This window comes from Roseomonas sp. 18066, from assembly GCF_902706185.1.
Lineage (GTDB): Bacteria > Pseudomonadota > Alphaproteobacteria > Acetobacterales > Acetobacteraceae > Pseudoroseomonas.
Genome location: NZ_CACSJM010000075.1, coordinates 17,543 through 30,213, shown reverse-complemented (window position 1 = coordinate 30,213; position 12,671 = coordinate 17,543). Strand labels below are relative to the sequence as shown.

At 72.2% G+C, this 12,671-nt stretch carries 10 protein-coding genes and 1 pseudogene; 6 read left to right on the top strand and 5 right to left on the bottom strand.

What is annotated here, in order from left to right; all coding sequences use genetic code 11:
- Nucleotides 1–271: pseudogene (locus GVN67_RS16115) on the bottom strand (MFS transporter); the annotation flags it as partial.
- Between the two features lie 118 nt (nt 272–389).
- On the opposite strand from GVN67_RS16115, the gene GVN67_RS16110 reads away from it, so the two are divergent.
- Both GVN67_RS16110 and GVN67_RS16105 read left to right on the top strand, forming a co-directional pair.
- Nucleotides 390–818: a thioesterase family protein gene (locus GVN67_RS16110; protein ID WP_159997754.1), complete on the top strand. Its 429-nt coding sequence runs from the start codon at nt 390–392 to the stop codon at nt 816–818.
- Between the two features lie 29 nt (nt 819–847).
- On the top strand, nt 848–1,675 hold the full coding sequence (locus tag GVN67_RS16105; RefSeq protein ID WP_159997752.1) for an aspartate dehydrogenase: 828 nt from the start codon (nt 848–850) through the stop codon (nt 1,673–1,675).
- Here GVN67_RS16105 and GVN67_RS16100 read toward each other — a convergent pair.
- Genes GVN67_RS16100 through GVN67_RS16085 form a run of 4 tightly spaced genes read right to left on the bottom strand, consistent with a single transcriptional unit; the run spans nt 1,668 to nt 6,774 of the window.
- On the bottom strand, nt 1,668–3,857 hold the full coding sequence (locus tag GVN67_RS16100; RefSeq protein WP_159997750.1) for a bifunctional diguanylate cyclase/phosphodiesterase: 2,190 nt from the start codon (nt 3,855–3,857) through the stop codon (nt 1,668–1,670). The two genes, GVN67_RS16105 and GVN67_RS16100, sit on opposite strands and share 8 nt — an antisense overlap.
- A gap of 15 nt (nt 3,858–3,872) precedes the next feature.
- A complete protein-coding gene (locus tag GVN67_RS16095; RefSeq protein WP_159997748.1) occupies nt 3,873–4,574 on the bottom strand; it encodes an ATP-binding cassette domain-containing protein in 702 nt (233 codons plus the stop codon).
- Nucleotides 4,574–5,752: an ABC transporter permease DevC gene (gene devC, locus GVN67_RS16090; protein ID WP_159997746.1), complete on the bottom strand. Its 1,179-nt coding sequence runs from the start codon at nt 5,750–5,752 to the stop codon at nt 4,574–4,576. Before devC ends, GVN67_RS16095 begins: the two co-directional genes overlap by 1 nt.
- Nucleotides 5,749–6,774 (bottom strand): efflux RND transporter periplasmic adaptor subunit, encoded by a 1,026-nt coding sequence (locus GVN67_RS16085; RefSeq protein WP_159997744.1) that lies wholly within the window; start codon nt 6,772–6,774, stop codon nt 5,749–5,751. The genes devC and GVN67_RS16085 overlap by 4 nt, the downstream gene beginning before the upstream one ends.
- A gap of 169 nt (nt 6,775–6,943) precedes the next feature.
- Here GVN67_RS16085 and repA point away from each other — a divergent pair, with 169 nt between their 5' ends.
- The 4 genes from repA (at nt 6,944) to GVN67_RS16065 (ending at nt 12,663) form a co-directional block, all read left to right on the top strand.
- Complete coding sequence (gene repA, locus GVN67_RS16080; protein ID WP_159997742.1) at nt 6,944–8,167, top strand: plasmid partitioning protein RepA; 1,224 nt, start codon at nt 6,944–6,946, stop codon at nt 8,165–8,167.
- Nucleotides 8,168–9,148 carry a plasmid partitioning protein RepB gene (gene repB / locus GVN67_RS16075; RefSeq protein ID WP_159997740.1) on the top strand — a complete coding sequence of 327 codons (981 nt, stop codon included), beginning with the start codon at nt 8,168–8,170 and terminating at the stop codon, nt 9,146–9,148.
- A gap of 476 nt (nt 9,149–9,624) precedes the next feature.
- Nucleotides 9,625–10,593 (top strand): replication protein RepA, encoded by a 969-nt coding sequence (locus GVN67_RS16070; RefSeq protein ID WP_200845287.1) that lies wholly within the window; start codon nt 9,625–9,627, stop codon nt 10,591–10,593.
- A gap of 87 nt (nt 10,594–10,680) precedes the next feature.
- Nucleotides 10,681–12,663 carry an AI-2E family transporter gene (locus GVN67_RS16065; RefSeq protein WP_159997738.1) on the top strand — a complete coding sequence of 661 codons (1,983 nt, stop codon included), beginning with the start codon at nt 10,681–10,683 and terminating at the stop codon, nt 12,661–12,663.
- Nucleotides 12,664–12,671: the final 8 nt, after the last annotated feature.

The window sequence follows — 12,671 nt, the reverse complement described above, 5'->3', positions numbered from 1 at the left end:
CCGCCGCCCCCAGCGCCGCCGCCGCCATCAGCCGCCGCGGCGCCACCCGGTCCGGCAGCCCGCTGGCCGCGGCGGCCACCGCCCCCAGCACGAAGCCGATCTGCACCGCCGTCGTCATCCACCCCGCCGCCGCGTCGGACAGCGACCACAGCGCCCGCAGCTGCGGCAGCACCGCGGCGGCCGAGAACCAGGTGGTCATGCACAGCACCACGCAGCCGCACAGCGCCAGCAGCATGCCGTGCCGGCCGGCGGCCTCCTCGTCGTCGGACATTGCGTGCCCTCCCCCTTGCCTGCTTGTCGCGCGGCGGGCGGGCCCCGGCAATCACCCTTCCCAGCGGCGCCGGCTCGGCTTACGACCAGGGGGTCATGTCCCGAAGGGAGGCTTGCCGATGGCCAATGAACCGCGCCTGCTGAGCCGCGCCATCTACCGGCTCTGGGCCCAGGACCGCATCCGCTTCGGCGACACCGACCGGCTGGGCCATGTCAACAACGCCAAATACGCGACCTATTTCGAGACCGCGCGCGTCGAGCTGATGCAGCAAGTGCTGACCGGGCCGGAAAGCTATTTCGTGCTGGCCCGCATCTCCATCGACTTCCGCGCCGAGATCCGCGAGCTGACCTCGGTCGATATCGGCACCGCCATCACCGGCATCGGCCGCACCTCCTTCACCACCGGCCAGGCGGTGTTCCAGGGCGAGCTCTGCGCGGCCACCGCCGAGGGCGTGGTGGTGCTGATCGACGCCGCCACCCGCCGCCCGATCCCGCTGCCCGAGGCCCTGCGCCAGCACCTGGCCGAGCTGGCGCCGATCGCCGGCTGATTTCTTTTCCTGTTCGGAGACCTGGATTGATGCGGCACCTCGCCCTGATCGGCGCCGGCGGCATGGCCGAGACCACCCTGCAGGCCCTGGCCGGGCGCCTGCCGCGCCGGCTGGCCTGCCTCACGGTGCTGGCCCGCCCGGGCAGCGAGGCCAAGGCTGCGGCCATGCTGGACCGGCTGGCGCCCGCCATCGCCGAACGGCATGGCGTGGTCACCGCGCTGCCGGCGCTGCTGGCCGCGCGGCCGGACTTCGTCGCCGAATGCGCCGGCCATGCGGCGGTGCGCGACCATGCCGAGGCCATCCTGCGCGCCGGCATTCCGCTGGCCGTCATCGCCATCGGCGCCCTGGCGGACCAAGCGCTGCACGACCGCCTGCTGGCCGCGGCCGAGGCCGGCGGCGCGCCCCTGATCCTGCCGCCCGGCGCGGTGGGTGGCATCGACGCCCTGGTGGCAGCGCGGCTCTCGGGGCTGGAGGAGGTGGTCTATAGCGGCCGCAAGCCGCCCCAGGCCTGGCGCGGCACTGCGGCCGAGGCGCTGCTGGACCTCGATGCGGTGGTCGAGCCTGTGGTCTTCTACGAGGGCAGCGCCCGCGGCGCCGCGCGCGACTATCCGCAGAACGCCAATGTCGCGGCGACCGTGGCCCTGGCCGGCGCCGGCTTCGAGGCGACGCGGGTGCGGCTGGTGGCCGACCCGAGCATCACCCGCAATGTCCACGAGGTCAGCGTGCGTTCGGCGGCGGCCGATTTCACCATCCGGCTGGAGGGGCGGCCGTCCCCGGCCAATCCGAAGACCTCGCTGACCGCCGGGCTGAGCCTGGCCCGCGAGATCCTCAACCGCAGCGGCGGGCTGGTTATCTAGCCAGCCGCGCTTCCGCCTCCTCGGCCGGCGCCGGCTTGCCGTAGAGAAAGCCCTGGCCGAGGTCGCAGCCCATCCGGGTCAGCCGGGCGTGCTGCTCCTCATGCTCGACGCCCTCGGCGACGACGCGCATGCCCAACCCATGCGCCAGGCGGATCATCGTCTCCACGATCAGCGCGCTGCCCGCATCGTCTTCCAGGCGATCAGTGAAGCTCTTGTCGATCTTCAGCTCCTGGATCGGGAAGTCGCGCAGATGGGTGAGCGAGGCATAGCCAGTGCCGAAATCATCCAGCGAAATATCGACGCCCGCCTCGGACAGCTGCGCCAGCGTCTCGGCGATCATCGGCGAGGCATCGGCCAGGAACACCGTCTCCGTCACCTCGATCTTCAGCGAGGTCGGCGGCACGCCGCAGGCCTCGAGCCGCGCCAGCACCCGGGCCGCCAGGTCGCCGCCGGCGAAATCCGCCTCGGTGACGTTCAGCCCGATGCGGGTGGCCGGCAGCCCCTGCTCGCGCCAGCGGCGGAGGTCGTCGGTGATGCCCTCCAGCATGCGGGTGCCGACGCGTCGCGCGGTGTCGTGGTCGTGCAGCGCCGGCCAGAACTGCGCCGGGCCGATGACGCGGCCTTCCGGCGTGACGATGCGGGCCAGCGCCTCGAACCCCTGCAGCCGGCGGTCCGACAACCGGTATTTCGGCTGGTAGAAGGGCCGCAGCCAGCCGCGGGCCAGGGCCTGGGAGACCAGCTGGATGGCGTCGCGGCGCTGGTCGAAGCGCTCGGCGATCTGCGGCGAGAAGATCGTCGCCTGGCCACGGCCGCTGCGCCTGCCATGCGACAGGGCGATGTCGGCATGGCGCATCAGCGCCTCGCCATCCGCCCCGTGCAGCGGGCCCAGCGCGGCGCCCAGGCTGATGGTCAGGGCGATGGTGAGCCCCTCGGCGCCCGGGATCGGCTGGCGCAGCAGGGTCGCCAGGCCGCTGGCCAGGATCGGCAGCCGCTCCGGCTCCAGCGCCGGCACGAGGACAGCAAATTCATCGCTGCCGGTGCGGGCGGCCAGGCCGTTGGCGCCCACCGCCTGCTGCAGGCGGCGGCCGACCTCGCGCAGCACGGCATCGCCCAGCGCATGGCCGTGGCGGTCGTTCAGCGCCTGGAAATTGTCGAGGTCGAGCAGCAGCAGGGCCACCGCCTGGCCGGCCGGCGGCGGCGCGGCCAGCGCGGTGTCGAGGCGCTGCTGCAGCAGGCTGCGATTGGCGAGCCCCGTCAGCGCATCCTGCTGCAGCATGCGCTGCAGCCGCTGGCGCATCGCCCAGGTCTCGGTGATGTCCTGCAGGCTGCCGATCAGGCGGACGGTCAGGCCATCCTCCTGCTCGGCCTCGGCCAGGACGCGGACCCGGCGCGGGTCGCCCTGCAAGGTCGTGAAATCGAGCTCGAGCTCCAGCGGCGCGCCGGTGGCGGCGCTGTGGTCGAGGGCGGCCTGCAGCCGGTCGCGGTCGGGCTGCGGGACATGTTCCAGCCCGGTCTCACGCGACAGGCCGCCGCTGCCGGGCGGGCGGCCCTGGATGCGGAAGACCTCGTCGGAGCAGAAGGACAGGCCGGTGCGCAGATCGAGCTCCCAGGCGCCGAACTGGGCCAGGCGCTCCGACCGCTGCAGCAGCCGCGCCTTGCGGCCGGCCAGGCTCGCCTGCTGCGCGGCCTCGCGGTCGGCGGCGCGCGATTGCAGCAGCCCCTCGGCGATGCGGCCGAACTGGCGCAGCGCCGCCACATCCTCGGGCGTCAGGTCGCGCGGGACGCGGTCGAGCAGCGCCAGGGTCGCGATCTTCTGGCCATGCACCGCCAGCGGCATGCCGGCATAGAAGCGGACGCCGAGCTGGCCGGTGACCAGGGCATTGGCGCGGAAGCGGGGGTCGGCGGCCGCATCGGCCACCAGCAGCGGCTGGTCGCCACGGATGGTGTGGTCGCAGAAGGCCTCCTCGCGCGGGATCTGCCGCACCTCGAGGCCATGGGTCGCCTGGAACCACAGCCGGTCGCGGTCGAGCAGCACCAGCAGCGCGATGGGGCAGGCGAAGCGCTGCGCGGCCAGCGCCACCAGCGCGTCGAAATCGGCGCTGTCCGGCCCGTCGAGCAGGTCCAGGCGGTGCAGCACGGCAAGGCGGGCGGTTTCCGGATCGGGCGCGGGCGGAACGGACATCAGTGCAACGCGATCCTAGCCGGCGGGGCCTTCGGCCGGGCGATGGGCAGAGACGATCCGGCCATCCTCCATGCTGACCACGCGGTCGGCAATGTCGAGGATGCGCGGATCATGGGTGACCAGCAGAATAGCGACGCCACGGCTGCGCGCCAGATCGCGCAGCAGCCGCACCACCTCCTGGCCGCTGGCCTTGTCGAGGGCGGCGGTGGGCTCGTCGGCCAGCACCAGGCCGGGATTGGCGACGAGCGCGCGGGCGACGGCCACGCGCTGGCGCTGGCCGCCGGAAAGCTGGCCTGGCGGCTTGTGGACATGCTCGGCCAGGCCCACGGCGGCCAGCAGGCGGTCGGCCTCGGCCAGGCGCTTGCTTTCGCCGAGCCTGGCCTCGGTCTCCAGCGCCATCGCGACATTCTGCCGGGCCGACAGGAAGCCGAGCAGGTTGTGCGCCTGGAAGATGAAGCCGATGCGGCGGCGCAAGGCCACGCGCGCAGCCTCGCTCGCGCCCTGCAGCTCGTGCCCCAGGACGCAGGCCGAGCCCTGCTGCATGGCCCGCAGCGCGCCGATAAGGGTCAGCAACGTCGTCTTGCCCGAGCCGGAGGGGCCGGTCAGCAGCACGATCTCGCCTTCGGCCACGGTCAGCGAGACGTCGCGGAGGACGGCGCGGCGCAGCTCGCCGCTGCCATAGGCATAGGTGACGCCGGCCATTTCGACGGGATGCATCAGAACATGTCCGCCGGGTCGGCATCGCGCAGCTTGCGCATGGCCAGCAGCCCCGCCGCGGAGCACATGCCGAAGATCATCCCGAAGACCGTCAGTCCGCGATCCAGGCTCATGCCGAGCGGCAGGAAGGTCGCCTGGCCGATGACGTCGTAGAGGAGCGCCGAGGCCACGGCGCCGGGGACGAAGCCGAGCAGCGCCAGGATGAAGGCCGAGCTCAGGACGCTGCGCGCCAGGAAGCCGTTGCCGTAACCAATGGCCTTGAGGGTAGCGTACTCTCTCAGGTGGTTGGCGATGTCGCTGAACAGAATCTGGTAGACGATGACCATGCCGACGATCAGCCCCATCAGGCTGCCGAAGGCGAAGATGAAGCCGATCGGCGTCGCGGTTTCCCAGTAGTGGCGTTCCCAGGCGACCAGCTCGGGATGGGTCAGCACGGCGACGTCGCCCGGCAGCAGGGCGCGCAGCTGCGCCTGCACCGCCGCCACATCGCTGCCCGGGCGCAGGCGGATCGCCACCAGGTCGGTGTTGCTGAAGGGGCGGTCCGGCACCAGGCGGCGGAAATTGGTCTCGCTGACCACCAGGTTGCCGTCGGCGCCGAAGGAGGGGCCGATCTCGACCAGGCCCACGATATCGAGGGTGCGGTTGCCGATCTGGACGGGCAGGGGGCGGCCCTGCTGCGCCTCCAGCAGCGGCTGGACGGGGCCGAATTCCGGGCGGGAGCGGATGTCGAAGGCGGCGGTGTCGGGGCGTTTCAGCGCCTCGGCGACGTCGGGGAGGCCCGCGAAGCCCATGGAGCCGGACTGCACGTCGAAGCCGATCAGCTGGATGGTGCGGCGGCTGCCATCGGCCGGGCTGCGCCAGGTGCTTTGCGCCATATAGACGGGCGTCGCCTCGATCACTTCCGGCAGGGCCAGGACCTGGCCGGCACGGACCCGCGGCAGCGGCTCGGGGCGGAAGCTCGCCAGCGTCAAGGGATGCAGCAGGAAGACCTCGGCGCGCATGGCGGAGATGACCGAGGTCGCCGATTCGAACAGCGCGGCGCGGAAGCCCAGCTGCATGAAGACCAGCACGCAGGCGAACATGACGCCGGCGATGGCCGAGGCCAGCCGGGCCTTCTCGGCACGCAGCTGGCGCCAGGCCAGGCGCAGCGGCAGGAACAGCGCATCGGCGAGCCTCATGGGCGGATCGCCACCTGGACCTGCATATTGGCCCGCCGCCCGAGCGCCGCGATGCCGGCGGCGTCGAGCGCCAGCCGCACCGGCACGGTGCGGGCATCGACGGCCGCCACCGGGTCGGTGCCGGCCTGGGTGGTGCGGCGCACCAGCCAGCCGATTTCCCTTACCGTGGCGTTAAGGCGGCCCGGGCTGCCGGGGATCTGCACCTCGGCCGACTGGCCCAGGCGCAGCCGGGGCAGGTCGGTCTCGTAGACATCGGCGACCACGTCGATGCGGGTCAGGTCGGCCATGTCGAGCAGCCCGTCATTGCCCAGCAGGTCGCCCGGCCGGGCATGCAGCAGCAGGATGGTGCCGGCGATCGGCGCGCGGATGCGCGACAGCTCGGCCTCGGCCTCGGCGGCCTGGTGGGCGGCGCGGGCGGCGTCGCGCTGCGCCTCGGCGACGGCCAGGTCCTCGGGGCGTGGACTCTGCAGGCGGGCGAGCTCGGCCTCGGCCTCGGCGACCTCCGCCGTCGCGCGGATGGCGGCGAAGCGGCGGCGCTCGGCTTCGGCGACGCCGCCGGCGCCGCTGGGCACCAGGCGGTCGGCGCGGTCGGCCTCGCGCCGCGCACTTTCCTCGGCCGCCCGCAGCGCCGCCAGGCGGGCCTGCTGGGCGCGGCGTTCCTCGGCACGGCCGGCGGCACGCGCCAGGGCCAGCCGGGCCTCGGCCTCGGCCAGCGCCGCGGCGGCGCGGGCGGTCTGCGCGTCCTTCTGCGGCGCGTCGGCCAGCTCGGCCAGCAGCTGGTGCTCCGTCACCGCGGCCCCTTCCTCGACCAGCAGGCGGCTGAGGCGGGTCACGTTCATGCCCCCGGGGGCGCCCAGGCGGCGGATGCGGGTGGCGGGCTCGACCCGGCCCAGCGCGCCGACACCCAGGGCCTCCACCGGCTGCACCGCCCGAGTCGGGGCCGGATCTTCCCGATTCGCGACGTAGTAACCGGCCACCGCCACGGCTCCCGCGGCGATCAGCCCGAGCATCAGCCGCTTCACCGACGGGGTGCCCGGCGGCTGGTGCCGTTGACAGCTGTCAACGGTGGCACGGCGGGAGAAAGACCCCTGCAAAAACCACGAAAGAGCGACGAAACGGTGGGGCTACAATCCAACGCCATGCTGCTATCCTAACGCCGAAACGCCTCAATTGCGGAGAAAAGCGTCGGTCATGCCCGCCCGCCCCATTAATCCAGAGGCCAGCGATGCCGCCCTGGATGAGCCGATCGACCAGCGCATCGGCGCCGATGCCCGGGCGCTGAGCGCCCAGCTCGCCCTGCTGCGCAACCGCATCTTTCCCCCCGCGGCGCAGAAAACCCTGCGCCGATTCTCCAGCGGCGAGGCCGCCGCCCTGCTGCAGATCAGCGACAGCTATCTGCGCCAGCTGGCCCTGGCTGGGGAAGGGCCCGTGCCAGAAAAAGGCGCCGGCGGCCGGCGGGCTTACACTCTGGAACAGATCCACGCGCTGCGCGGGATGCTCAAGGGCAAGGGCCGCCCGCCCTCGCCCCGCCGCAGCGAGGCGGAGCATCTGCAGGTCATCGCGGTCGCGAATTTCAAGGGCGGCTCCGGCAAGACGACGACGACGGCGCATCTGGCGCAGTACCTGGCCTTCCAGGGGCACCGGGTGCTGGCGCTGGACCTCGATCCGCAGGCGAGCCTGTCGGCGCTGTTCGGCTACCAGCCGGAGCTCGATATCGGCGAGAACGAGACCCTCTATGCCGCGCTGCGCTACGACAAGGCGCGGCGGCCGCTGCGGGAGGTGATCCGGCCGAGCTATATCCCGGGGCTCGACCTGGTGCCGGCCAATCTGGAGCTGCACGAGTTCGAGCATGACACGCCGCGGCTGCTGGCCCGGCAGGAAGGCCAGCGCGAGACGCTGTTCTTCACCCGGCTGACCGAGGCGCTGGAAAGCGTCGCCGGCGATTACGACATCGTCGTCATCGACTGCCCGCCGCAGCTGGGTTTTCTCACCCTGGCCGCGCTCTGCGCCGCGACGGGGGTGCTGATTACCGTCCACCCGCAGATGCTCGACATCGCCAGCATGTGCCAGTTCCTGCTGATGACCGCCGACCTGCTGGCGGTGGTACGCGAGGCCGGCGGCCGGCTCGACTACGATTTCCTGCGCTACCTGGTCACCCGGTACGAGCCGCAGGACGGGCCGCAGACCCAGGTGGTCGGATTTCTGCGCTCGCTGTTCGGCGAGCGGGTGCTGACCAACCCGATGGTCAAGTCGACCGCCATCTCGGATGCGGGGCTGACCAAGCAGACACTCTATGAGGTGGGGCCGCAGAATTTCTCCCGCGAGACCTACAACCGCGCGACCGAGGCGCTGGATGCGGTGAATGCCGAGATCCAGGGGCTGGTCACCCGCGCCTGGGGACGGGGTGCCAAGTAAATGAGCCGCAAGGACACTCTGCGCCGCCTGTTGGGCGGCGAGCCGCCGGAAGCCGGCGAGCTGCCGCCCGAGGCCGCCGCCGCCAGCCGCGTCCCCTCCGGCGCCGTCCGCGCCATGGGGGTCAGCCTCGGCCAGCTGCGCGAGGAGGCGGATGCGCTGCGCGCCCGCATCGAGGGCGGCGAGACGGTGGTGACCCTGGACCCGGGCGTCGTCGACGCCTCCTTCGTCGCCGACCGCATGGCCGGCGACAGCGAGGCGGAGCTGTCGGAGCTGGTGCAGTCCATCGCCAGCTCCGGCCAGCAGGTGCCGGTGCTGGTGCGCCCGCATCCGGAGAAGCCCGGATCCTACCAGATGGCCTATGGCCACCGCCGGCTGCTGGCGGTCAAGCGCCTGGGCATCCGGCTGCAGGCGATCATCCGGCCGCTGTCGGATGCCGAGCTGGTGGTGGCCCAGGGCAAGGAGAATATCGAGCGGCGCAACCTCACCTTCATCGAGCGCGCCCTCTTCGCCAGCCACCTGGAGGGGCGCGGCTTCGACCGGCCGACGCTGCATGCGGCGCTGGCCGTGCAGTCGGCCGAGATGACCCGCTACCTGCAGGTGGTGCGCAGCATTCCCCGCCCCGTCATCCTGGCGATCGGCGCGGCGCCGCGCACCGGGCGGCCGCGCTGGCTGGAATTGCAGCGGCTGTTCGCCGGCGTCGATGCCGCGGACCTGGCGGAGCGCGCCATGGCCAGCCCCGGCTTCCGCGCGCTGAACAGCGATGCCCGTTTCCAGCGGATCTTCGCGGCGCTCCGCGACGGGCGGCAGGCGCCGGAGGCCGACCTGTGGTGGCGCAACCCGCAGGGCGACCCGGTGGTGAAGGTGGAGCCCGGGCCGCAGGGCATGCGGCTGACGGTGAATGACCGCCTGGCGCCGGAGTTCAGCCGCTTCCTGGTCGAGCAGCTCGATGCGCTCTACGCCGCCTGGCGCGCCGGGCAGTGAGGGTCGGCTGCCTGGACCGGGACGTGGACTTTGGCGACCGGGCTGGACCGCGGCGCCAGGCCTGCGGGGCAGGGGAGAGCGCGCATTGCAGGAGCGTGGACTTTGGCGACCGCGGCGCGTCCGGGGGCCGAGCCCCTTGATGCGTAAGGCTCTTTGCCCGCTGCGGGACTCGGCGCCGCGCGGTCGGCAGAGTCCACGGCGGCGGCGGCTGGGTGAGGCACGGAGTCGGACACAGGGGGGGCTGTGGACCCTGGCGACCGGATCGTGGACTTTGCCGCCGGACGACTATGGAGAATCAAGGGCTTAGCGGAATCATCCCGGGGACTCTGCCGTCGCAAAGCAAATAGTAGAAACAACTATCTCCAATTAGCTTTCGGTCGGCAGAGTCCACGTCGACAGGGCGGGGCGGGTCGGTCAGTTTCCAGCCCGTCGGACAGCCGACAGTCACTTAGCGCCACCGCTTGCCACGGAAGATCATGGGAACCGTCCATACCCTCATCGAGACCCACGGGCGCCAGGCCAGCCGCGAGCTGGTCGAAGGCCGGCGGGGACCGCGCATCGTCGAGGCAGCCGCCTCCTGGGCGGCGGATGAGGATATCGGCATTGGCTATATCCATTCCGGCTGGTGCCAGACCGCGCTGCCGCACCGGCGCCCGGGCGACGATGCGGCGATCTGGAAGCTCGAGACCGACAGCATGACGCTGCTGGTCGAGCCCGGCGTGCGGCTGGAGCCGGACGGGCAGCCCAAGCATGTGGGCGTGCCCTTCGGCGCCATCGCCCGGCTGATCCTGATCTACCTGCAGTCGGAGGCGCTGCGCACCGGCTCGCGCGACGTGGCGTTGGGGCGGTCGCTGCGCGACTTCCTCGGCCGGCTCGGCGTCTCGGTCGGCGGCAAGACCACCAAGCTGGTGCGCGAGCAGGCGGACCGGATCAGCCGCTGCCGCCTGTCCTTCCATTTCACCCGCAACGGCGCCTCGGTCCTGGTGAACCAGAACATCGTCGATATCGCGATGTTCATGGACGACCCGACCGGGCCCTCGGGGCAGGGCGACCTGTTCGTCGAGAATGCGCGGCTGTCGGAAAGCTTCTTCCAGCAGCTGCGCCAGCATGCCGTGCCGCTGGACGAGGCGGCGATCCGCCATATCCGCAATTCCTCGATGGCGCTCGACGTCTATTGCTGGCTGGCCTACCGGCTGCATGCGCTGACCGACGACAAGATGATCAGCTGGGCGGCGCTGGCGACGCAGTTCGGCGCCGGCATCCGGCTGCGCAAGCATTTCAAGGCGTCCTTCACCGAGAACCTGCAGCTGGCCCAGGCGGTGTATCGCGACGCCCGGGTCGAGCTGACGGCCGAGGGGCTGCTGCTGCACCCCTCCGCCCCGCCGGTGCGCAAGCTCGTGGTGCCCGGCAGCACGGTCGGCAAAGTCCACGGCCTGATTCGCTAGCGACAGGGCAGGGGGGGCGACCTTTTCGGTCGCTCGGGCGTTAGGGGCTGCAGCCATGCTGCCCCAAGGCCCGGAGACCACCGCCCCATGCCCGATGCTCCCTTCCGCGTGGCCCCGCCGCCGGCCGCCCGGGCGCCGCTGCGCGCCAAGGTGACGGCGGCCGAGATGCCGGACCTGCGCAGCCTGACGACGCTGGCCGGCGGCGTGGTGATCATCGCCGGCCTGTATCTGGGCCGCGACGTGCTGATCCCGGTGACGCTGGCCATCCTGCTCAGCATGGTGCTGTCGCCGCTGGTCCGCCTGCTGCGCCGGGCGCGGCTGGGGCGGGTGCTGTCGGTGCTGCTGGCGGTGGTGGTGGCCGTCGGCATCATCCTGGCCGCCGGCGCCCTGATCGGCGCGCAGCTGGCCGAGCTGGCGCAGAACGCGCCGATCTACCAGCACACGGTGATGCGCAAGCTCGAGGCGCTGCGCGAGATGACCATCGGCCGGATGGGCTCGCTGCTTGGCCGGCTGGGCGAGGACCTGGGCGGCCGCACGCTGGAGGTGCCGCGGGTGACGCCGCCCGGCGCCAGCCCCACGGCCCAGCCGGTGCCGCCGCTGCCGGTGGAGCTGCACACGCCCGAGCCCACGCCGATGCAGATGGCCGGGCGCATCCTGGCGCCGCTGGCCGGGCCCTTCGCCCAGGCCGGCATCATCCTGGTGGTCACCGCCTTCGTGCTGCTGCAGCGGGAGGACCTGCGCGACCGGATGATCCGGCTGTTCGGCTCGACCGACCTGCACCGTACCACGGTCGCCATGGACGATGCGGTCTACCGCCTCAGCCGCTTCTTCCTGGCGCAGCTCTGCATCAACATGGCCTTCGGCGCGGTGATCGGGCTGGGGCTGCTGCTGATCGGCCTGCCCAGCCCGCTGCTGTGGGGGCTGGTCGCCGCCCTGCTGCGCTTCGTGCCCTATATCGGCGGCATCCTGGGCGCGGTGCTGCCGATCGGCCTGGCCGCCGCGGTCGATCCGGGCTGGACCATGGTGGTCTGGACGGCGGCGCTGTTCCTCGCCGTCGAGCCGATCGCGGCCTATGTGGTCGAGCCCCTGGCCTATGGCCATTCCAGCGGCATGTCGCCGGTCTCGGTGGTGGTGGCGGCGATCTTCTGGAGCTGGATCTGGGGTCCGATCGGGCTGATCATCGCGACGCCGGTGACGCTGTGCCTGGTGGTGCTGGGGCGGCATGTCGACCGGCTGGAGTTCCTCGACGTGCTGCTCGGCGACCGGCCCGCCCTGACGCCGGTGGAGAATTTCTACCAGCGCAGCCTGGCCGGCGACCCCGACGAGGCGCAGGAGCAGGCCGAGATGCTGCTGCGCGACCGCTCGCTCTGCTCCTATTACGACGAGGTGGCGCTGAAGGGGCTGGCCCTGGCCGGCGCCGATGTCAGCCGCGGGCTGGTGACGCCGACCCAGCTGGAGCGGATCCGCGATTCCATCGCCGAGCTGGCCGAGGCGCTGGACGAGCATGCCGATATCGACCCGCCGCCGCCGCCCGCCCCGGGCGAGCGCGCCGCGCTGCGCTTCCGCCTGTCGCCGGCCGAGCGCCGCCTGCCGCGCCCGGTGCTGCCCGGCCTGCCGGAAGCCGCCGCCATCCCCGAGCCCTGGCGGGCCGAGGGCGCCGTGCTGTGCATCGCCGGCCGTGGCCCGCTCGACGAGGTTTCCGCCCTGATGCTGGCGCAGATCCTGCGCAAGCATGGCATCGGCGCGCGGGTGGTGCCGCATGCCGAAGTGTCGCGCCGCAATGTCGACAGCTTCCAGCCCGAGGGCGTGCTGATGGTCGCCATCTGCGCCGTGCAGATGGGCGGCCCGCCGTCGCATCTGCGCTACCTGGTGCGGCGGCTGGGCCAGCGGCTGCCGGGGGTGCCGGTGATGCTGGGGCTGTGGACGGCACCCGAGAGCCAGCTGGACGACACCATGCGCCAGTCGATGGAGGTGCCCTGCCTGGTGCCCAGCCTGCGCGAGGCCGTGCTGGCCGTGGCACGGATCGCGACGCAGGGTGAGAAAGTGCGGGGGGAGAAAGCGCTGGGCTGAGGCCGCCG